At 51.5% G+C, this 20001-nt stretch carries 20 protein-coding genes and 1 other annotated feature; of the genes, 8 read left to right on the plus strand and 12 right to left on the minus strand.

What is annotated here, in order from left to right:
- Nucleotides 1–59 precede the first annotated feature (59 nt).
- Together Q5741_RS11695 and Q5741_RS11700 are read right to left on the minus strand one after the other, a co-directional pair.
- Complete coding sequence (locus Q5741_RS11695; RefSeq protein WP_407074349.1) at nucleotides 60–977, minus strand: COX15/CtaA family protein; 918 nt, start codon at nucleotides 975–977, stop codon at nucleotides 60–62.
- A gap of 348 nt (nucleotides 978–1325) precedes the next feature.
- Nucleotides 1326–1682, minus strand: a complete 357-nt coding sequence (locus tag Q5741_RS11700) for a thioredoxin family protein (protein WP_305024272.1) — start codon at nucleotides 1680–1682, stop codon at nucleotides 1326–1328.
- Nucleotides 1683–1841: 159 nt separating this feature from the next.
- On the opposite strand from Q5741_RS11700, the gene Q5741_RS11705 reads away from it, so the two are divergent.
- On the plus strand, nucleotides 1842–3164 hold the full coding sequence (locus Q5741_RS11705) for a DUF2515 family protein (RefSeq protein ID WP_305024273.1): 1323 nt from the start codon (nucleotides 1842–1844) through the stop codon (nucleotides 3162–3164).
- Nucleotides 3165–3173: 9 nt separating this feature from the next.
- Here Q5741_RS11705 and Q5741_RS11710 read toward each other — a convergent pair whose 3' ends face one another.
- The 7 genes from Q5741_RS11710 to Q5741_RS11740 form a co-directional block, all read right to left on the minus strand.
- Entirely contained in the window at nucleotides 3174–4799 is a 1626-nt protein-coding gene (locus Q5741_RS11710; RefSeq protein ID WP_305024274.1) for a putative polysaccharide biosynthesis protein, read from the minus strand.
- A gap of 87 nt (nucleotides 4800–4886) precedes the next feature.
- On the minus strand, nucleotides 4887–5372 hold the full coding sequence (locus Q5741_RS11715) for a DUF456 domain-containing protein (RefSeq protein WP_305024275.1): 486 nt from the start codon (nucleotides 5370–5372) through the stop codon (nucleotides 4887–4889).
- Nucleotides 5373–5384: 12 nt separating this feature from the next.
- Nucleotides 5385–6128: a Cof-type HAD-IIB family hydrolase gene (locus Q5741_RS11720; protein ID WP_305024276.1), complete on the minus strand. Its 744-nt coding sequence runs from the start codon at nucleotides 6126–6128 to the stop codon at nucleotides 5385–5387.
- 309 nt (nucleotides 6129–6437) lie between these two features.
- Nucleotides 6438–8525, minus strand: a complete 2088-nt coding sequence (locus Q5741_RS11725) for a peptidoglycan D,D-transpeptidase FtsI family protein (protein WP_305024277.1) — start codon at nucleotides 8523–8525, stop codon at nucleotides 6438–6440.
- 178 nt (nucleotides 8526–8703) lie between these two features.
- Nucleotides 8704–10767, minus strand: coding sequence for a peptidoglycan D,D-transpeptidase FtsI family protein (locus Q5741_RS11730; protein ID WP_305024278.1), 2064 nt, complete (start codon nucleotides 10765–10767; stop codon nucleotides 8704–8706).
- Nucleotides 10768–10950: 183 nt separating this feature from the next.
- Nucleotides 10951–12099: a transglutaminase domain-containing protein gene (locus Q5741_RS11735; protein ID WP_305024279.1), complete on the minus strand. Its 1149-nt coding sequence runs from the start codon at nucleotides 12097–12099 to the stop codon at nucleotides 10951–10953.
- A 53-nt stretch (nucleotides 12100–12152) separates the two neighbouring features.
- Nucleotides 12153–12605 carry an ATPase gene (locus Q5741_RS11740; protein WP_305024280.1) on the minus strand — a complete coding sequence of 151 codons (453 nt, stop codon included), beginning with the start codon at nucleotides 12603–12605 and terminating at the stop codon, nucleotides 12153–12155.
- 161 nt (nucleotides 12606–12766) lie between these two features.
- Between Q5741_RS11740 and Q5741_RS11745 the strand changes: the two genes are divergently transcribed.
- From Q5741_RS11745 to Q5741_RS11760, 4 genes are all read left to right on the plus strand, one after another.
- Nucleotides 12767–13918: an MFS transporter gene (locus tag Q5741_RS11745; protein ID WP_305024281.1), complete on the plus strand. Its 1152-nt coding sequence runs from the start codon at nucleotides 12767–12769 to the stop codon at nucleotides 13916–13918.
- A 99-nt stretch (nucleotides 13919–14017) separates the two neighbouring features.
- Nucleotides 14018–14260: a hypothetical protein gene (locus Q5741_RS11750; RefSeq protein ID WP_305024282.1), complete on the plus strand. Its 243-nt coding sequence runs from the start codon at nucleotides 14018–14020 to the stop codon at nucleotides 14258–14260.
- 242 nt (nucleotides 14261–14502) lie between these two features.
- A complete protein-coding gene (locus tag Q5741_RS11755) occupies nucleotides 14503–14853 on the plus strand; it encodes a toprim domain-containing protein (RefSeq protein ID WP_305024283.1) in 351 nt (116 codons plus the stop codon).
- 168 nt (nucleotides 14854–15021) lie between these two features.
- Nucleotides 15022–16002 (plus strand): metal-dependent hydrolase, encoded by a 981-nt coding sequence (locus tag Q5741_RS11760; RefSeq protein WP_305024284.1) that lies wholly within the window; start codon nucleotides 15022–15024, stop codon nucleotides 16000–16002.
- 206 nt (nucleotides 16003–16208) lie between these two features.
- On the opposite strand, the gene Q5741_RS11765 is transcribed toward Q5741_RS11760, so the two are convergent.
- Nucleotides 16209–16427: an alpha/beta-type small acid-soluble spore protein gene (locus Q5741_RS11765; protein WP_305024285.1), complete on the minus strand. Its 219-nt coding sequence runs from the start codon at nucleotides 16425–16427 to the stop codon at nucleotides 16209–16211.
- A 120-nt stretch (nucleotides 16428–16547) separates the two neighbouring features.
- Between Q5741_RS11765 and Q5741_RS11770 the strand changes: the two genes are divergently transcribed.
- Complete coding sequence (locus Q5741_RS11770; RefSeq protein ID WP_305024286.1) at nucleotides 16548–16715, plus strand: hypothetical protein; 168 nt, start codon at nucleotides 16548–16550, stop codon at nucleotides 16713–16715.
- 28 nt (nucleotides 16716–16743) lie between these two features.
- Here Q5741_RS11770 and trpS read toward each other — a convergent pair whose 3' ends face one another.
- Nucleotides 16744–17733, minus strand: coding sequence for a tryptophan--tRNA ligase (gene trpS, locus Q5741_RS11775; protein WP_305024287.1), 990 nt, complete (start codon nucleotides 17731–17733; stop codon nucleotides 16744–16746).
- A gap of 72 nt (nucleotides 17734–17805) precedes the next feature.
- Nucleotides 17806–18038 (minus strand) — a binding site (T-box leader).
- Nucleotides 18039–18184: 146 nt separating this feature from the next.
- Between trpS and Q5741_RS11780 the strand changes: the two genes are divergently transcribed.
- Together Q5741_RS11780 and Q5741_RS11785 are read left to right on the plus strand one after the other, a co-directional pair.
- Nucleotides 18185–19150: an aldose 1-epimerase gene (locus Q5741_RS11780; RefSeq protein WP_305024288.1), complete on the plus strand. Its 966-nt coding sequence runs from the start codon at nucleotides 18185–18187 to the stop codon at nucleotides 19148–19150.
- Nucleotides 19151–19247: 97 nt separating this feature from the next.
- Nucleotides 19248–19493, plus strand: a complete 246-nt coding sequence (locus tag Q5741_RS11785) for an alpha/beta-type small acid-soluble spore protein (RefSeq protein ID WP_305024289.1) — start codon at nucleotides 19248–19250, stop codon at nucleotides 19491–19493.
- An 89-nt stretch (nucleotides 19494–19582) separates the two neighbouring features.
- Here Q5741_RS11785 and Q5741_RS11790 read toward each other — a convergent pair whose 3' ends face one another.
- Nucleotides 19583–19990, minus strand: a complete 408-nt coding sequence (locus Q5741_RS11790) for an O-methyltransferase (protein WP_305024290.1) — start codon at nucleotides 19988–19990, stop codon at nucleotides 19583–19585.
- Nucleotides 19991–20001 lie beyond the last annotated feature (11 nt).

The following is a 20001-nucleotide window of genomic DNA, read 5'->3' on the forward strand; positions in this document are numbered from 1 at the left end:
TATCTGATTCTTCTAATGTCTATTATATTACAGTCTTCGCCATAAAGCCCAGCGGCTCATCAGGACGAATGAACAGCCGGTGGAAGCTTGTCCGCGCGTGGCGAGAGACTCCATACCCGGTAGCTCATATAGCTCAGTACGGCAAACAGCAAAGCAATAACGATCATGTGGCCGAGTACAACGAACATGTACAGCTCTGGACGTGTTACGGCCAGCAGGCTGAATCCGATCAGACCTTGCAGCAGCACGAGCACAACGGTAATAACACCCAATACACGGATGTCCTTATGACGTGGATGATGGCGGTAGGATACATGTGCGAGCGCCAAAATCAGCACGACCAGAATCCCTGCAGCAGCCTGATGAAGCGACAGCGGCGGCATACCCGCAAAGAGCTTGATTCCGTTCGTTGTCGCATGGCTCAGAAAAGCCCCGGTATACACTGCAATATACGTATAAATCGTCGTGCCCCATACCAAGTTTCGGAAGCCGCGGGTAACCGGAATAACCTCAGTAGGCTTCCGATAATCTCTGTCCATCTGCCATACCCCGAGCGTCATAATGAGGGCACTGGCAAAGGCGATAATCGAAAACCCAAAGTGCAGCGCCATGACGGCAGCAGATTGGGAAAAGACGACCGCAAGGGCCCCCATGATCCCTTGAATGATAACAAATAACAGAGTGGTGAAGGAGAAGAATTTCAGGTCGCGGCGGCCTTTACAGAACAACAAAAAGCCCACAAATGAAGCAATGGACAATAATCCTGCCAACGCACTGACCGAACGGTGCGAGAATTCGATAACCGAAGCTATCGTGTGGGCCGGTACAAGCTTGCCGTTGCAGGTCGGCCATTCGCGGCCGCAGCCAAGACCCGAATCAGTACGTGTGACGACGCCGCCGCCGAAGGTGGCGAGGAACATGATGATACAGGTGGCAAGTGCAACCCATTTTAAATATTTGATTTTGTTGGAAGACAACGTATTCACCTGCTTTGCAATGGAATGATGTAGGATCCGCGAGTCATGTCTATCCTGACAGAATGTACACGAATTACCGGGGCTAAACATGCAGCGGTGACATTTTACAAAAATTCTGCATCCGGCTCAGCCTGAACCACGCTTCTGCTGATTTAGGTATGCAAAATATGGATTGCAAAATGTTTATCTAAAATTGATTATAACGGATAAAGCATGCCTTGCACCGATGCTATTGTGACAAAAAAAGAACGACTAACCTGCTGTCCTCCCATCCATGACACCACAGCTGGATGCAGAAAAGGGCCGTGTCTTCCCTTGGGAAAACACGGCCCTTTCCGGGTCAGATGCTTATTGGGATACAGCGCCATATACCTCGACGGCACGATCAAGGAATTGCTCAATTTCTTCTCTTGTTTTGCGCAGTTTATTTACGTACCGGATTAACTCCCTGCCTTCACTGTAGGCAATAAAACTGGGAATTCCCAGAATATTATGCTCCTCGCTAACCCCTTCAGCCTGCTCCACGTCCACTTCAATCAGCTTGAGCTTGTCCTTGTAGGACGTCTCTACGTCCGGCATAAACGGATCGATAAAACGGCAGTCTCCACACCAGTCGGCTTTAAATACGGCTACTGTCAGGCCGGGGGCCTGTATCGCGGCATTGAATTGTTCCTTATGTGTAATCTTCTCCATGCTTGATCTCATCCTTTCGCAGCAAAGTTTATAAAACAGGCACAAAGCTAACCAAATGTAAGTCAATCTACGCTATAAGTGAAGCAGAATACCGAGTGGAAGTCAAACTTTTGAGCCATACTGTTTCTATAGCGCCTGTCATGAGCAGGTTGGAAAGGACGGCGAACAAGCATGGCTTGGCTAAATCATGTGCTGCAGCCGCTGGAGGGGGCCGCCCGGCTGCTGCAGCAGCTTCCCCGCTCCGCCCTGGAGGTCATTCGCGGCGAACGGGCGAGCTGGCAAGCTTCACGTTCCCTGCGATGGCCCTATCTGCCGCTTGACTGGAATGCGGCAGGTGCAGACAGTCTCCTGCAGCAGCTGGAACTCCTGCTGCCGCATGGGTTTGACGGTGTTGGACCGGCAGGCAACCGGCATCCTGCGCATAAGTCACCGCTGACCTGTCAGGAGGACCAGGATATCGTGAATCAAATCGAGGCTGATCTGATCCGGGAGAACCGCAGCAACACAACACGAACGGCTGCATATCTGGAGGTTTATGAGACCTATCCCGAACTTCACTGGTCTCTGCTCGCCCATTTTGTCTCCCGGAACGGCGGTTATAACATGACGGATCTGCAGGGAGGGCTGATGGACGGCGTGCTGGATCAGGAGCAGCGTGAAGCACTCTATCGACTACTGGAACGCTGCAATGCCCTGATATTCCAGGATGCTTATCCCCAGCTGCAGCTGTACAGGCACAGCCGGCGGCTGGGACGGAGCTGCTTTCACCTGCTGCCGTATTTCCATGTGTCTGCCTTTATGAAACCGGTCTGGGAGCGCTTCTGGACCCAGCGTGAAAGCTCGGTGCTGACCGTCGCGCTCATCATTAATGAGCAGAATTATATTGAAGGTAGGGTCGTTAATCACCCTTACTTCCGGAAGCATGTGCTGGATACGGCCAGCTTTAAAGCCCACGACCGGGTCCAGCTTAATCAGGTCGTTTTTCCGCTCGAGCAGGATGGGGGGCTGGCCGGGCTGGTGCTGGAACGTTTCGCCCGGCTTGCCGAACGTATCGAATTTGGCAAGAGCCTCTATGCCATGCTCTTTGGTCACGCCAAAGTACTGGATCGTGCGCTTGCATTCGCGCGCCGTGTGCCTCACGAAGGCTCGCGCGCTGAGTATTGGCCGCGTCTTTTCACCCCGGAACGCGAACAAGCGCTGTACTCTCCAGAGGAGAGTGCAGCGCTTGCCCAGACGGAGTGGCTTCAAGCTGGCCGGCGGCTGTACAGCCCTGTACTTAAGGCTGTATGGAACGATACGCCGTATGAACCTATCCCGCGGTATGACTGGTTTCAGGACGGAAAAGCGTTATCCCACCTTCATCGGCCGCGCCGTCCATACTTGTTTGAAATCAGCCACAAACACCGCTTCGGGCTGATGAAGACAGCCTGGCTTCATGATGCTGCCGCCCTAGCGGACGGCCTCACCCGGGAAAAGCCATCATCAAACCATTAGCTCATTAGATTAGCGGTTCAGCTGCCGCTGCGGCTGCAGACGCATCAATGGACGCAGCACACGCTGCAGGATGCGAGGATAACTGCCCAGTTCATCTCTGCGGATGACGCGAAGCAGCACGAGCAGGACGAGGTACAGAACGAGCACCAGCAGCCCTACTGCGCAGCAGACGAGGAAGAAGGCGATCCGGGCTGGCATCACATGAGTCAGCAGAATGCCTGCCTGATTCAGCCCGTAACCGGCCGCGCAGGCGAGCAGAACCGACAGCAGGAAGCCGGTCCAGCGCTGTCCAAGAATAGAGAACGTTACGATCCCCTTCAACACCCGCAGGTTGAGCAGTGTGATGACGAGGAAACAGAGTCCTGTCGAACCGATAATGCCATAAATACCAAAGACCGGTGCCAAAAGCCAGCTGCCTGCCACCTTGACGATAATCCCGATGAGCACATTGATCATGGATCTTCGCGGCAGACCCATCCCGATCAGGATCGAATTCGACGTCATCATCGTGATCTGGAAGATCGTACCGAAGGTCAATGTCGCTATAATGCCGCTGCCATCCAGTGAACTGAAAAGCAGACCATTAATGGAATATGAAGCAACGCCTAATGCCAGTACAATCGGCATGCCCGTGAGAATGGCTATCCGCAGCGCCGATGTGACCTGGCTGCGCAGATGGACCTCATCCTTGCGGGCAAAGGCTGCAGAAATAACGGGGATCAGCGATGTACTGAGCGCAATAGCCAGAATCGGCGGAATCCCCGCCACACTCTGGGCACGGCTGCCCAAAATACCCAGCTGGGCAGTGGCCTGCAGATTTCCAATCTGATCCTCCAGCAGCTTGACGATAATCGAGGTATCGATAAAGTTGACGGCTGGAACCGCCAGAGAGGACAGCACGATGGGAATGGACAGCTTGAAAATATCCTTGTAGATGCCCAGCATCGGCAGATCGGAAGCTCCTCCGCTTTCCAGCAGCTCACGTCGGTCCTGACGCCGCAGCTTCAACGTGTAGTACAGCATGACAGCCATCGCACCGATACTGCCCAGTACTCCCCCGAAGGAAGCGCCGGCTGCTACCTGGCTGTCACTATAACCGAGATTCAGACAGATCAGCGCGAGCAAAATCGCCGTCACTACACGGGCAATCTGCTCAACAATCTGGGAGATACCACCGGCTGTCATGTTATTGCGTCCCTGGAAATATCCGCGCATCATGGCAATCGCAGGGAACAGCAGCAGAGCCGGTGCAAGCGCACGCAGTGCCAGGGAAGATTCAGGCACGCCCGCCACATGTTCTGCATAATAAGGGGCTCCGGCATAGAGTACAGCTGTAATAATGACTCCCATGGCAGCCGCGAACAGCAGTGCCGCATGATACACCCTGCGGGCTTCCGCCGGCTTGTCCAGCGCATACCGTTCGGACACCATCTTGCTGAGCGTACTCGGAATCCCGGCGGTCGCTACCGTCAGCAGCATGAGATAAACGTTGTTCGAGATGGTGAAGGAAGCGTTGCCGACCTTCCCGAGCAGATGCTCCAGCGGAACCCGCTGCACCAGACCCAGCACCCGCGCCACCAGTGCGGCAGCTGCTAGAATCAGTGTTCCTTTGATAAATGATTCTTTTTTAGACAAAATAAAGTCCCTTCTTTCCCCTGCAGCTCGTGCAGCAGGATACATAACGGCTGCCGGGACATCCGCCCCGGCAGCCTCCATTCATATTTAGTTCCAGATCAACCAAAGGATAAACAGAATAATCATCACCAGTTGAAGTATAAATTTCATCACCGTACTCGTGAACAAGCCCAGTACCGAGCCGAAACCGACTTTAGCAGCTTTATTCACACTGGATCCGGAAATAACTTCCCCGATAAAAGCTCCGATGAATGGCCCCAATATCAAGCCAAAAGCCGGAATGACAAACGGCCCGATAATGACACCGATCGTACTTAAGGTCGTCGCCAGCTTAGAGCCGCCGAATTTCTTAACACCCCATGCATTGACAACATAGTCGGCCACGAACAGCGCGACCACAATCAGGGTCTGAATAATCCAGAACCAGACATTATAATGCGAAAAGTCGAAGAACCAGCCATAGACGAAGAACGCCAGATAAATGGCCAGCGCTCCCGGCAGAATCGGATATACAGCCCCTGCCATACCGATCAGGAACAAGGCAATAACGATGATCCAACCCAGAACGGCCATATCAACACCCCTTTATCCCAAAATATGATCCCGGATTACTTCTACGATACCGTCCTCATTGTTGGAAGCAACAATAAGATCCGCATTCTCCTTGACCAGCTCCTGCGCATTCCCCATGGCTACTCCCAGGCCAGCTGCCTGAATCACAGCCAGATCATTCAGGCTGTCGCCGACAGCAACAACCTCTTTCATCGTAATACCCAGCAGCTGACAGACCTCACCGATCCCTGTCGCCTTGGAGACGCCTTTCGGATTGATCTCAAGATTGGTCGGAGATGAATTGGAGATCTCCAGACCGCCCATATCCTGAAGCTTCAGAATAATCTCGTGACGCACCTCATCGTTCGGCGTATCGTAGCCAAACTTCAGCCATTCCAGGCCTTCCATGGATTCCGGCCAGCGGTCTGAATTGAACAGTTCATCCAAAGAATACGCCCAATACCATGCCCGATGTTCCAGCGCCAGCTGACGCATGCTGACAACGGCTTGCGGGTCAAGCAGGGACCGGCGCCACAGCTCATGTGGTGACTTCCATATCTCGCTGCCATTAACGGTTACCATCGGCGTCTCGAGCCCCAGCTGCTGCGCGAATGGAAGCGCACTGCGGGCGGCCCTGCCTGTCGACAGACAAACATGAATACCTGCCCGGATCGCTTCATTAATCCAGTTGACGGTCTGCTCCGAAATTTCATTATCATCGGTCAATAGCGTTCCATCCATATCCAGAGCGAGCAATTTATATCTTGGATTTGTCATCAGTCTCTCCCTCTCCTCCTATGTACTATTACACCTGATCCAATACACGGTATATATCTATCTGAGTTTCATGCCTGCAGCCGCAAGCACAACGACATTTTACCACATGGGACTCTTCCCTACCAAGCCAAACGGCGCCCATCCTTAAGAGGCCCTTCTTATTCAGGATATCAACCGGTTTGCAGAAGCATCCGGAAAATGAGCAGCTATAAAAAAGACTCACCTGACGGTTGTCAGGTGAGCTGTGTTTCGTTACTCACGTTCGTTCGATTACATAAGAAGTGCGTGATTTAAAAATACACTTGCTTGTTAATGATTGGTTGTTGTGTCTGCCTGGCCCTCGGCATTGTCCTTGTTTTTCTTCGGTACTCCGTCAAGCCCGTATTCCTCATCGTAGGCGTCAAAAATTTTACGCGCAATCGGTCCTGCACTCCAGGCCCCGAAGCCGCCTTCCGGCACAACGACCGCAACCGCAAGCTTCGGATTCTCCCGGGGAGCGAACGCAATAAACACCCCGTTATCCTTCAGGACGCCGCCAACACTCTGCTGGGACGTACCGGTTTTACGCGCAAAATCGTAAGGGAATCCCCGGAATGCTTCCACATCCGTTGCCATTCCTTTGATGACTTCATTCCAGTAAGATTCCGGAAACTTGGCTTCATTCAGAACCTTCGGCTTCATCGCCTGAACTACATTGCCTTTATCATCCTTAATTTGGCTCACCAGATGAGGCTGCAGGCGCTGGCCATGGTTAGCCAGCATAGTTACATACTGGGCCAGCTGCAGCGTCGTATACTTTCCTTGCTGCCCGAAAGACGCATAGGCCAGACGGGACAGAGCCGTTTCATTTTTATTGGTGTACTCCAGTTTGCCAAGATATTCGTTCGGTAAATCTACACCTGTAGAGACACCCAGTCCGAATTCCTTCATATATCTGTCCCATACATCAATTCCTTGTTCCGGCATGTTTTTATACTTGTTGTACAAACGTTCCCCGACCATATCCACCATAAATGTATTGGAAGAGTGACGGATCGCGGCCGAGGGGTCAAGGGTGCCGTAAGCATGACCGCCCGAATTGCGAACCCGGGACGAGTCATTCCGGCCAAAATACGCTGTGCCGTTATCATGATAGTAGGTGCTGGTTGTGAACAGACCTTCTTCCAAGCCAAGCAGCACGGACAATGGCTTGATGGTGGAACCCAGCAGCAGGACAGATTCCGGGTGCTGACCAGGTCTGCCCGAACTGAACGGCCGAATCGTACCATTCTGATACACGTTGGCAATTTGCTTGAAATCGTCTGCTCCTACGCTCCCCGACTGCCAGACATTGCTGTCGTAATCCGGCATGCTGGCCATGGCAACAACGTTACCCGTGTTCACTTCCATTGCAACCGCATAGCCGGTAGTCGCATTAGGATGCGTTTGCCCAGAGACCCGGTTCGTATGCAGCCATTTCAGCTGATCCATGATCGCCTGTTCGGTCTTCACCTGAACATTTTTGTTAATCGTGGAATAGATATCATAACCCTTTTGCGGAGGCGTGATCGATTCTACCCCCTGCGGCATATTCCGCGGATCGACCGGCACCGTTTTATATCCGTTTTTGCCGCGCAGCGCATCCTGATATTGGAGCTCCAGACCATCGAAACCGACGTCCTCATTCTCTTGATATACCAGCCCCGGGTCCTGATTCACACCAGCCTTCACCATATTGGCCTCAATGTTCTTGTACTTGCCCAGCGAGGTTCTGGCTCCCTTGTACTTGCGGATGTATCCGATAGTCTGGACTGCAACCGTGTCCGGATCGTAATGACGAATGTTCTCCTCAACCACCTCGACCCCCGGGAATTCTTCCTTGTGGGCCATAAAATAGGCTATCTCCTGCTCGCTCAAATCCATCTTAAGGCGGCGCGGGGTAAAGCCATTGCTTTTCGTATAGTTAAGGTCCATCTCATCAATAATCTGGGATGCCGTCAGCTTCTCAGCGTTCGGATTGCCATATTTATTGAAAGCAGCTTCAAGCTTGGCGGCCATAGCTTGCATCTCCGGCATCAGCTTCTGTTCCGGCTTGCGCTGGTCCTCCAGCTGCTTGCTGTAATTCTTCGTCAATGTGATATACAGCGACTGAACCGGTGTAGAGTATGCCAGCTTGGCGGTTCCGGACGCATCATAGATGGTCCCGCGGATCGGCGGCAGCGGCACAGATTTGGTCACACTGCTCGATTCCTCCTGCTTCAGCTGCGGGCCTTCAACAAATTGCAATATAGCCAACCGGACGATAATGACAGTGAAAATAATGAAAGAACTAAAAAAGAACAGATTGATCCGAAAGGTAAAACGCCGGCGGCCCGCCAGGTCATTATCCTTTTCCTGCTCTGCATTGGATTTTCTCATGCTACCTTGTGTCACACTCCTTATGCTCTTCCTTGCTGACGGTAAACGACGGCATATCCACCATTTTAGCACACCCTCCCCCCCCTATTGCCAACCTATTCGTTACAATTTCGTCATTTCTGCATAAAAAGGCTGTTCCTCTCGGATTAAACGAGAAGAACAGCCCTTACCGTACTAATTATTTATCTCCAGCAGCTGTACCGCCGGCAGCATTCGAGCGCGGGACTCCTGTCAGTCCGTACACTTCATCATAGGCTTCAAAAATCTTGCGTGCCACCGGGCCGGCGCTGTAGGCTCCGAAGCCGCCTTCCGGAATCATAACCGCCACGGCCAGCTTTGGATTCTCCCGCGGTGCGAAGGCAATGAATACCCCGTTATCCACCAGCTTTCCTTTTCCAACGTCCTGCTGGGAAGTTCCTGTCTTGCGGGCGTAATCATAAGGGAAGCCATTAAAAGCAGTCACATCCGTCGCCATCCCCCTGATCACTGTATCCCAGTAAGCATCCGGGAATTGAACCTCGTTCAGCACTTTCGGTTTAATTGTCCGGACCACATTCCCGCTGGCATCCTTGATGCTGCTTACCAGATGCGGTTCCATCCGTTTTCCCCGGTTGGCCAGGGTGGCCGTGTACTGGGCAAGCTGCAGGGCCGTATACCTTCCCTGTTGACCAAAAGACGCATAGGCCAGCTTGGACAGCGCAGTCTCTTTTTTGTTCTGCTTATACTCCAGATACCCTAAATACTCATTAGGCAGGTCCACGCCGGTAGAACCGCCCAGACCAAACTGTCTCATGTATTTATCCCATACATCGACCCCCTGTCCGGGAGTCGCTTTATATTTGTTATACAAACGTTCTCCAACCCAATCAACCATAAAAGCATTGGATGATTCTTTAATGGCCCTTGATGGAGTAAGCCCTCCAAGTACATGGCCGCTGGAGTTTTTGACGCTGGACGAATCGTTGCGCCCGAAATAGGCAATTCCCTGGTCCTGATATACATCTCCCGTGCGGAATAGTCCTTCCTTAAGCCCGATCAGAACACTCAGTGGTTTAATCGTTGAGCCCAGCAGCACGACAGATTCAGGGTGATTTCCTCTCATCTGTCCGGAAGGGAAAGACTTGATCGTGCCATTTTGATAGATGTCTTTTACCTCCTTCCAATACTTGGGCAAAATGGACTTTTCACCTGAACTCCACACCGCCGGGTCATAATCCGGCATACTGGCCATCGCCACTACATTGCCTGTATCCACTTCCATGGCTACCGCAAATCCGGTTACGGCATTTTTATGGGTTTCACCTGATACAGGATGAGTGTGGAGCCAATTCAACTGCTCCATGATCGCCTGCTCGGTTTTCAACTGAATCCCTTTGTGGATCGTTGAAACGATACCATGTCCCTTCGCCGGGGCTTGTGTATCCTCAATACCAGTAATCATATTCCGGCCGTCGATCTGAACCTGCTTGTACCCGTTGAGCCCTCTCAGTTCATCCTGATACTGAAGCTCCAGCCCGTCCACCCCGACATCCTCCAGATCTCCATAGAATTGCTCAGGCTGTGTTAATGTATTATTATTTTGGCCAGCTTCCTTGTATCTTTGGATATCCTGGCTGCCGTTGAATTTTTTCATATAGCCTACTGCCTGCACAGCCACTGTATCCGGGTCATAGTGCCTTATGCTCTCCTCGACGACATCTACACCCGGAAGAGAGGTTTTATGTCCCAGGAAATAAGCGACCTCCTCAGGGCTGAGATCTTTTTTGATACGACGGGGTGTAAAGCCGTTTGCTTTTGTATATTCCAGATCCATAGCATCTATAATCTCGCTTGTAGCCATTGCAGCAGCAGCATTGCCGTAGGTCTTGAAGGCTGCTGCGATATCCTCTGCAATCCGCTCAATCTCAGGGCGGTTTTCCAGCGTTTTTTCGTTAGCGCTGCTGTAATTTTTGTGTAAGGTAATATAGAGTGACTGGGTAGGCGTTGAATAAGCCAGCTTGACACCTGATGCATCATAGATCGGTCCCCGGACAGGAGGCAGCGGAACGTTCTTGACATTCTTTCCCTTCTCCTCCAGAGCCAGGTCCTTGCCCTGAACAAATTGGAGTGCAGCCAGACGTACAATAATGACGGCGAATACTACAAAAGCGAATAAGAACAACAGATTAACCCGGGTTAACAGCTGTCTCTTCTGCCGGGCCTCCCGGTCTTCCGGCTGATTTCGTCTGAACCAATGAAGCACGTCCCTAGATCACCCCTTCAACTCCCATGATTGTTATTATTCTCACAACTCCTCCCAATTTTATCATATCCATACTGGTAAAGTTTTCATTTTCGTTACCTGCCAGCTGTCTGGCTGTTGAATGCTGTACCTAAATATAAAAAAGCGAGCCCTCATGGGCCCGCCTGTCTAAATTCTATCCTGTTATACGGTCTGGTTCTTGATATGGGTCTGAGCAAAGTTCGGTGGATTAAACCAGTCTCCGCTCTGCTTCCAGGTTGGATCCAGCGGCACCCATTGCTTGGATTGACTCAAATAAACCTCATTCCAGGCATGGGGACCATATCCGCCTTGTCCGTTGTACCCTAGCCCGGTAACTACTCTTACATCCAGCCCTACAGAGCGGGCCATCATGGCATACAGTCTGGCATAATCGATACATACCCCTTTCCGGGTAGTAAACGTCTCCTGCGGATTCTGCTCATGCCAGATTCCGCGTTCTTCGTAATTCGTCACTTTATCATAATCATAGCTGATTCGGGATCCGACCCAATCGTACAGCCTGCGTGCCTTCTCTTCGTCGCTGCCGCCTGTACCTGCAACCTGAGCAGCCGCTTGTTGAATATCCGAAGAAATATGACGGTCAATGATGTCGTATTTTTGCTGCAGAATGCCGTTCATTTCTTTCTCCACTGCTTGGGTGAATACCGGCAGCTTGTCCTTTACGAAAGTACCGGACAGAGGCTCGATGACAGACTGCGCCCCCTGCTTGTAGACCGGGGAAGACTGTATATAAGAACTGAATGAACTGTTCGGATACAAGCTTACACCGACGAAGAGCAGCGCAATGACAAATATGGCCCTTGCAGCCCCAATCAGGGTGCCGATCCCTGCACCGGCCAGGCGGCTGACCAGTCCCGGCCGCCCTTCGGCGGCAGCGTGGGATCTAATTTTTCTGCTGATGAGCAGATCGCTGGCAAGACGCAGCAGTCCCCTAATGATCATGTACGAGATCAGGAAAAGGATACCAAACCGCAGCAGCGGAAAATTAGCGATGGCACTAACTATCGTATAGTAGATTTCCTGCCAAGAGCTCAACTGCTGAGCAGGCAGCGCGGCTGTATAAGCCTGAAGTCTGTCCGCAGCATAAGGAGACAGCCACATGGCTGTACCGACTGCACAGAAGAGCGCTGCTATCGTCAAAATACCGTCAACAACCAGATGCAGCAGCGCGCCAGCAGAGCGCGATGCTCCTCTCCACCAGCCCTGCAGCAGCGACAGCGCCAATATGCACATAATCAGAATTGTAATGCCATTCAGATTCATAAGGCTATTCATCCAGCCTGCAAACATGCAGATGTCGCCCCCTCTCTAAGATGTCTTGGTGGTTATTAGGCATTTATATTCTAAGATCCGGATGACGTATGCTGTTTGGCCTGTTGAATGAAGGACTGGAGTGTCTCATTATCAAGCGACCATTCGCCGACGGAGACTCCGCGAAATTTGACCTTTACCTTATCACTGCCCTGGCTGCCGGTTACTTCCAGGTTCGGGCTCGTTATAACGAACTGCCCGTCAGCGCCCGGTACATAAGCTGCATCCTTCGCTTCTTTCAGCATCATTGTCATGGCCTCTGACTTTAGCGTCCCGACCGCCTGATCCGTTACGTCAGTCACGGTATTCTTGATCTGCTCCAGTGAAATCCCGCTGTATACAATGACAGCCCCTACAATCAGAATGACAATAGCCCACTTCACGACAGTCTTCACCAGGTTCAGCACGATGAACACTACAATTAAAGCGACCAGGATCACCAGCCAGTTCTGCTGGATAAAATCCTTCCATACGTTAATATCCATTTCTCACACTCCCTATCCACAATCCTCTTGATTATACATGATTGCCTCTTTCCATGTCAGCCAGTACCCCCGAGGCAAAAATAGGTCTAAGCCCTCAACCGGCCGCGTACAAGTAGGAAGAGGGTCTTGTCTCGTAACTATACTGGCTGAGGAGGTGCAGCGTGAAGACCGCCATCTGGCTGTATTTATTTTTGTTTATTGCGTTTTTTGACCTGCATGCCCAATACCCGATCCTGACACCGTTCGCTGTATCGCTTGGTGCAGCACCGACCTTTATCGGCTGGATGATGGGTATTTATTCTCTGACCCACCTGCCGGGAAACCTGCTGGCCGGGCCGCGTATCGACCGCAACGGCAGCCGCCGCTATATCATGTTCAGCTTGACCGCTGCTGGAATTGTACTGATCATGCAGGCCTATGTACAGTCTCCCTGGGAACTGCTGCTGCTGCGTTCCATCAGCGGTTTCGTATTGGCGTTTCTCTCGCCTGCCTGTCTTGCGCTCCTGGCCCAGCTGTCAGCGAACCCGGTGACACAGGGCAAGTATATGTCCGGTCACGGGGTTGTTCATACACTGGCATCCGTGGTTTCTCCAGCTGCCGGCGCCTTTATCGTGGCAAGCTTCGGGTTTTCCGGAACCTTCCGTACCCTGGGTATCATTCTTTTGGTAACGGGAATCATGGCTTTTTTCACCATTCCGCAGCAGCTGGCCGGAGCTCAGCCTTCACGCTCCACCGCATTGGCCAAACAAGAACCCGAGCGGAGAAGAATGCTGTCCTGGCGCCATTACCTGCTGCCGCTGACCATCGCCTGCGCGCAAGGCATATTGTTCTACGAACTCCCCTTGCGTGAAGGAGGAAATTCGACCATTCTCTCGACCGGCCTGCTGTTTTCTATTATCAGTCTCGGGGCATTGTTTACGCTCAGCATGCTGTTCATTAACAAGTATTCGCCGCTGCTTCGTATTGCTCTGTCTGTGTTGGTCATGGCCCTCTGCTTTTATATGCTGGCTGCGCTGCCGTCCATCCGTCTGGAGGCCGTTCTGTTTGTCCTGGGCATGTCCAAGGGCATCGTTTTCCCTGCTATGGCCTCCATGTTTATCTCGCTGGGCGGCGGTAAGCTGGGACGGACATTCGCACTGCATTCCATTGCCACGTCCATCGGCTCCTTTCTGGGCCCCATTGCAGCCGGCCAGTTAAGGGAAGGGTTCTCGCCGTATTTTATTGCATTCCTGATTCTGATGACGGGTCTGCTCTTCCTGCCCCGCCACCGCGCCGTTAAACCGGTGACACTCCCTGTCTCCCGTCAGGCATAAATAAATACCCGCCCTATAGGCGAATGCACGGTACGTCATTAGCCCTCTTTCATAAGATACTGTGTGCTCGATGATCTTATCTGAAAGCGGGGTGTTACGATGAGTGAATATAAATCCTGCGGATGCGGACCAACACCGATGGCGCATACAGCTCCGGCGTATACGGCTCCAGTCTATACGGCTCCAGCCTATTCCGCACCGTCTTATTCAGCCCCTGGTTACGCTGCACCGGCCTACGCTGCACCTGCAGCCTGCGGAGGGACTGGTTATTCATCTGCCGGAATGATCCTGGTTCTTTACGTACTGCTGGTTATCATTGTGCAAGCTGCCTGGTTCTGCTGATAACCCGCCTCCAGATTGGTTTAATAAGCAAAAGGCCTGCGGATCGCAGGCCTTTTGCTGTTGAAATGCCTTTAATTGCAGCAGCTGCGCCATTTTGCATGTTATATCGGATTCGAGCTACACTATATAGATAAATATTTAGCATAATGGATGTATTTCGCCGCAGGCCGGTGTTCGATCCATCACACTGCAGGTATTTATGAATTAAAATCCGAGTCCATTTAACCAGCGGAGGGGATCTTGTGTCCATATTCATTATCGTTGAAGGCAAGAACGATCGCAGCAGAATCCGCCGGCTCGTTGATTCCGAAGTACATATTTTGTGCACCTTTGGAACGCTGAATTCCTTAAAGCTGGACACCCTGCGCAAACAGGTGGGCGGTGAAGAAGTTTACCTGTTTCTCGACAACGACAGCTCAGGCAAAAAAATCCGTGGTGTCTTAAGCGACGCCTTTCCGGACGCTGTACACATTTACACCCGGCGGGGGTATGCCGGCGTTGAGGGCACACCGGACGAATATTTGATTGCCCAGCTTGAAAAGGCTGGATTGGAGGATTACATTATATATCCTCCTGCTGCAGCATACGAATAAAAGTCACTGTATTTAATCTTTATTTTCAGCAAGATATAAACAGGCTTCTCTTCCGAAAACTTCAGATCATCTGCGATGTCTGAATCCTCTGTTTTGGGGTAGATACTAGTAGGGACTTACTTATGTCCTGTTTAACCATTTATGCTCATCAAAAAGGAGACACGCATCATGGATACTGCGACTCACTTTGTCATCGGGATTGGACTTGCCGGACTTGCCTATACCGACCCGGCTGTAGCAGCGGACCCAAAACTGGCGGCAGTCGTGATGGCTGCCACGATTCTCGGGTCACAGGCACCCGACTTTGACGGACTGCTGCGGCTCAAAAATAATGCAGTCTATATCCGCAATCACCGCGGGTGGAGTCATTCCGTCCCCTTCTGGTTCATCTGGATCGGGCTGATTTCCGGGCTGTTGTCCTTGCTCTTCATGAGGATGGATTACTGGCACATCGCACTGTGGACCGCTGTTGCCGTATGCTTCCACGTCTTTACCGACGTCTTTAACACCTACGGCACCCAAGCCATGCGTCCCTTCACATCGAAGTGGATTTCCTGGAATATCATTCATATTTTTGATCCATGGATCTTTGCTGCTCATGTCGTGGCTATCCTGCTGTGGGCATTTGGTCTGGGGCAGCCGGCTGTCATTTTCACCACACTCTATATCGCCATCGGACTTTATTATATCTGGCGGACACTGGCACATTACACAGTCCACCGATGGATCCAGCGTCATGACACTGACCGCAGGAACGGTGACCGCTATACCGTTATTCCAACGATTCACCACCGGCGCTGGCATGTCGTCAAGAAGCACGAGGATGGAAGCTACGATATCGGCTATCTGGCAGGTGTGGATCTGAGATGGGTCAAGCATGCCGTTTCGGTGCAGCATCCGGCCGTGGACGCCTCCAAAGCGCACCCGGATATTCAGGCTTTTCTTTATTTTTCTTCGTATGCCGTTGCTGAAGTAGAGGAAATGCCATGGGGATATATTGTTCGATGGGGGGATGTGCGGTACCGGCATCGCCGGCAGTATCCTTTTGTCGCGGTAATCGCCATGGACCTGCATTATCAAACGATTAATACCTATGTCGGCTGGCTGAGTGAGGAGAAGATGGAAAAGAAAATACTGGTTAATCCTTAATAGATTAATCTCGGGTCCGGCCGTTTGGCCGGGCTCTTTGGTTATGTATCCTGCTTGAGATGTAAGCGTCCTCTTGACGATAACAGCTGGATCAGGCACAATCATTCTAAACTGTCAGGTTATGGTCAGGCCGGCGATGGGTGGAAAGAACAGCAAAGCCCGGAGCCGAAGGGCCCCGGGCTTATAACCCGATAAGGATAAGGTGATTACAGCGTACGACCGGCACCGGACAGCGCTTGCTCGGCTTGCTGAACCAATTTTTTGGTAATGTATCCACCCAGGGAACCTGTTTCACGAGATACCATGTTGCCATAGTAACCGTCTTGAGGAATCGTGATGCCAAGCTCTTGAGCAGCCTCATATTTCAGTTGTTCCAGCGCGGCAAGAGCCTGAGGAACCTGCAAGTTATTAGAACGTCTAGCCATATTCACAATCTCCTTTCAAACCTCTGTCTGTTAGTGGAGTGCAAGCTTGCAAGCTTATTATGGCCGTTGTCCGGATGCTTATACTTAATGCGACTATCTAATCTATTGGAGGTTTTTCCCATGAGCAAAGGTTTGTCACTCTGGTTTGCCGTATCATCGATCGTGCTGCTGACTGCAGCCGCTATTTCCATCAGCTATTCTGCCTGGCTGCCCTTTGTGCTGGGGATCCTGGCCGTGGGCAACATAGGGTGGGGATTCATCATCAAAGGAAGACGCTCCCGTTCCTAGTATCCGGGCAAGATCATTGTAATCTTGTCTAGTTCCCTTTGCGTACAAAGCCCATACGATCTTTGACTTCTGCCAGAGTCTTGGCTGCAACGGCTTCTGCCCGTTCCGCGGAACGGCTCAGGATACCTGCCAGCTCGCCGGATTCGCGAATTTCGCGATAGCGCTGCTGCAGCGGTTCAAGTGCGGATACAACAACTTCAGCCAGTTCCTTCTTGAAGGTGCCATACATCTGGCCCTCATAACGAGCCTCGATATCGGCCAGACTGAGTCCAGAGCATTCGCTGTAAATACTCATCAGATTGCTGATTTCCGGCTTTTCGTCAGGGTCGAAGCGGACTTCACGGCCGGAATCTGTCGTAGCACGGCTGATTTTTTTGCGGATCACGGAAGGTTCATCCAGGAGGGCAATAAAGCTCCCCGGGTTCGGGTTACTCTTGCTCATTTTCTTGGAGGCATCGTCCAGGGACATAATGCGTGCGCCAACTTTTGGAATATACGGATCAGGAATGGTGAAGTAATCGCCATAACGGTGATTGAACCGGCCAGCAAGATCCCGTGTTAACTCCAGGTGCTGCTTTTGGTCTTCGCCTACCGGAACCAGGTCGGCGTTATAGAGCAGAATATCGGCAGCCATTAACGCTGGATACACGAACAGACCGGCGCCTACCGAATCCTTTCCGGATGATTTATCTTTAAACTGCGTCATCCGCTCCAGCTCCCCCATCGAGGTGAGGGTCGTCAGCAGCCATCCCAGCTCGGCGTGCTGCGGTACATGGGACTGTAGAAATACATTTGATTTCTCGGGATTAATGCCTGCAGCCAGGAACAGCGCCGCCACAGCTTCCGATTGCTCACGCAGGTCTGCCGGATCCTGAGGCACGGTAATCGCATGCAGATCCACCACCATGAAATGGCAGAGATGATCTTCCTGAAGGCGCACAAAATTTTTCATAGCGCCGATATAATTGCCCAAAGTCAGCTTGCCGCTGGGCTGAATGCCGGAGAGTACAGTTTTCATCGTTCATCTTCCTCCTGGTTGGTCAAGTTAACGTGTTACAGGTGTATAGAGACGCAAAAAGGCCCCGCGTCCGCAAGGGACGTGAGACCGTGGTGCCACCCTTATTCGCTGTGCGCACACGGAAGATCCGGGCGAACAGCCTTCAATTCCTTAACGTGGAATAACCGGCCGGCCTACTGGGGGAAATCCCGTTCAACTCGGCGCTCCAAGGGCCATTCAACTCATGCGTTTCCACCGGTTCGCATCAACCACCGGCTTTCTGGAGGAAACAGGCATGGCCTACTTATCCTTGTCATCGCATTTGCAGCTTTGAATGATTACGTTTATGATAAAACCGGCCAATGGTAATGTCAAATCGTTTTGTACCGAGGTGCCTCAATCTGATATGATATGATGAGAAAATCGATCATTGATCTGTGAATTGATCTGTGGAAAAAGGAGCCAAGCTGATATGAAACAAGTGACCAAAGGGAAGTGGAACGGTTACGATACTTACATACTACATAGCCACGAGTTGGAAGTCACTGTCCTGCCCAGACTAGGCAACAATGTCATCGCCATCTGGGATAAAATAAAAGAAAGACATGTCGTTCGCCCGCCGGATGAACAGGATTTGGCCTTCTATCTGCAGAAGCCATATCACTTTGGTGTTCCGCTGCTGATTCCGCCAGGCCGGATTCGCAAGGGTCATTTTAATTATGAAGGTGTCGACTATCAGTTTGTCCAAAATACGGCGAACGATAATCATATCCATGGACTGCATCGTACGCAGGCCTGGTGCGTCAGTGATATTGAAGAAGATGAAGACGGCTGCAGCATAACCACCGAGCTGCTGACCGCAGACGACCCGCATTGGATGGAGCAGTATCCAGCTCCGCTGCGGCTGGAGCTGACGTTCTCGCTGCACGGAACTGCCCTGGAGCACCGGCTCCGTGTCACCCATCTCGGAGATCGTCCAGCTCCCTTCGGCCTAGGGTTTCATACTTGGTTTCTGCTGGACGGAGAGCCGCAGAACTGGACGCTTAAGCTTCCGGTTGCTGGACTATACGAGCAGGATGAACAGCAGCTTCCTACCGGCGAGCTGGCTCCCCTCGGAGAATATGAGGCACTTCAGAGCGGCATGAACATGCAGGGCCGAAACTGGGATACCCTGCTCCGTGCCGGTGAGGGAACTGCCGCTGCCCACCTGACTCGTAACGACGGTTACGGTGTGATATATACAGTAGATCAGGCCTTCAAGCATTGGGTTCTTTTCACAAAGGGAGAAAGCGATCAATTCCTCTGCATTGAACCGTATACCTGGCTCTCGGATGCTCCGAATCTACCGCAGGATGACGCCTTTACAGGGCTGATCCGGCTGATACCTGAAGAGACTGTTGAACTGAATACACGTATTGAAGTGGTTTATCCGGAGTAGATCCCCGTAATTTACCATTTCGAATCTTCCTCCTTTGGCGCATATTTTGTAGTCTCCAATCCATACTAACCTCACAAAGCCAAAGGAGGTGACACACATGTACGAAGCAGGTCAAGGACAAGGCGGACGCGGTAACCGTTCCAACAATCTGGTTGTACCTCAAGCGAATGCAGCTCTCCAACAATTGAAGATGGAGGCAGCTCAAGAGCTGGGTGTAACGATTCCTCAAGACGGCTATTACGGTAACTATACTTCCCGTGAGACTGGTTCTTTGGGAGGTTATATTACAAAACGTCTGGTACAACTGGCAGAGCAGCAGCTTTCCGGTCGTTCCAACCAGTAATATTAAGTTTATCGTAATGCACTAAAGCATAAGAAAGAGCCTTCCACCGGAAGGCTCTTTTTAATCTACTCACTCTTTTACCTGCTGAACTAGGATAATTCGGAGTTTCTATCCTGATATGTATGCCGGGGATAACGGATCATTTGACTGGCCATATTGTAATTGGATTCTAGAGTGGCATCCACCACGATCATGTCATGCCGAATAGTAAAGTCATATGCAATCTCACCATGAGTCCATGAACGCTTGAAGGTTAACGCCCCTAACGCCATCTGCCTGAACGAAGCTCGCTGCTGCGCAGTCAATCCAGGCTCGGCTTCTGCAAGCTTACCTTCTCGTCCTGCAATCGGATTATGTCGAATTCCAAATTTGCCGATGACGTTATTACGTATTTGCACAAATACAATTCCTGACGATAAACCCGCTAATTCGTCATCTAACTGCCGAAAAACGAGATCCAACTGTCTTTCCAATGAAAGTTGATCCATCTCAAGCATGTCATTCCTCC

Source organism: Paenibacillus lacisoli, from assembly GCF_030580655.1.
Classification (GTDB): Bacteria; Bacillota; Bacilli; order Paenibacillales; family Paenibacillaceae; genus Paenibacillus; species Paenibacillus lacisoli.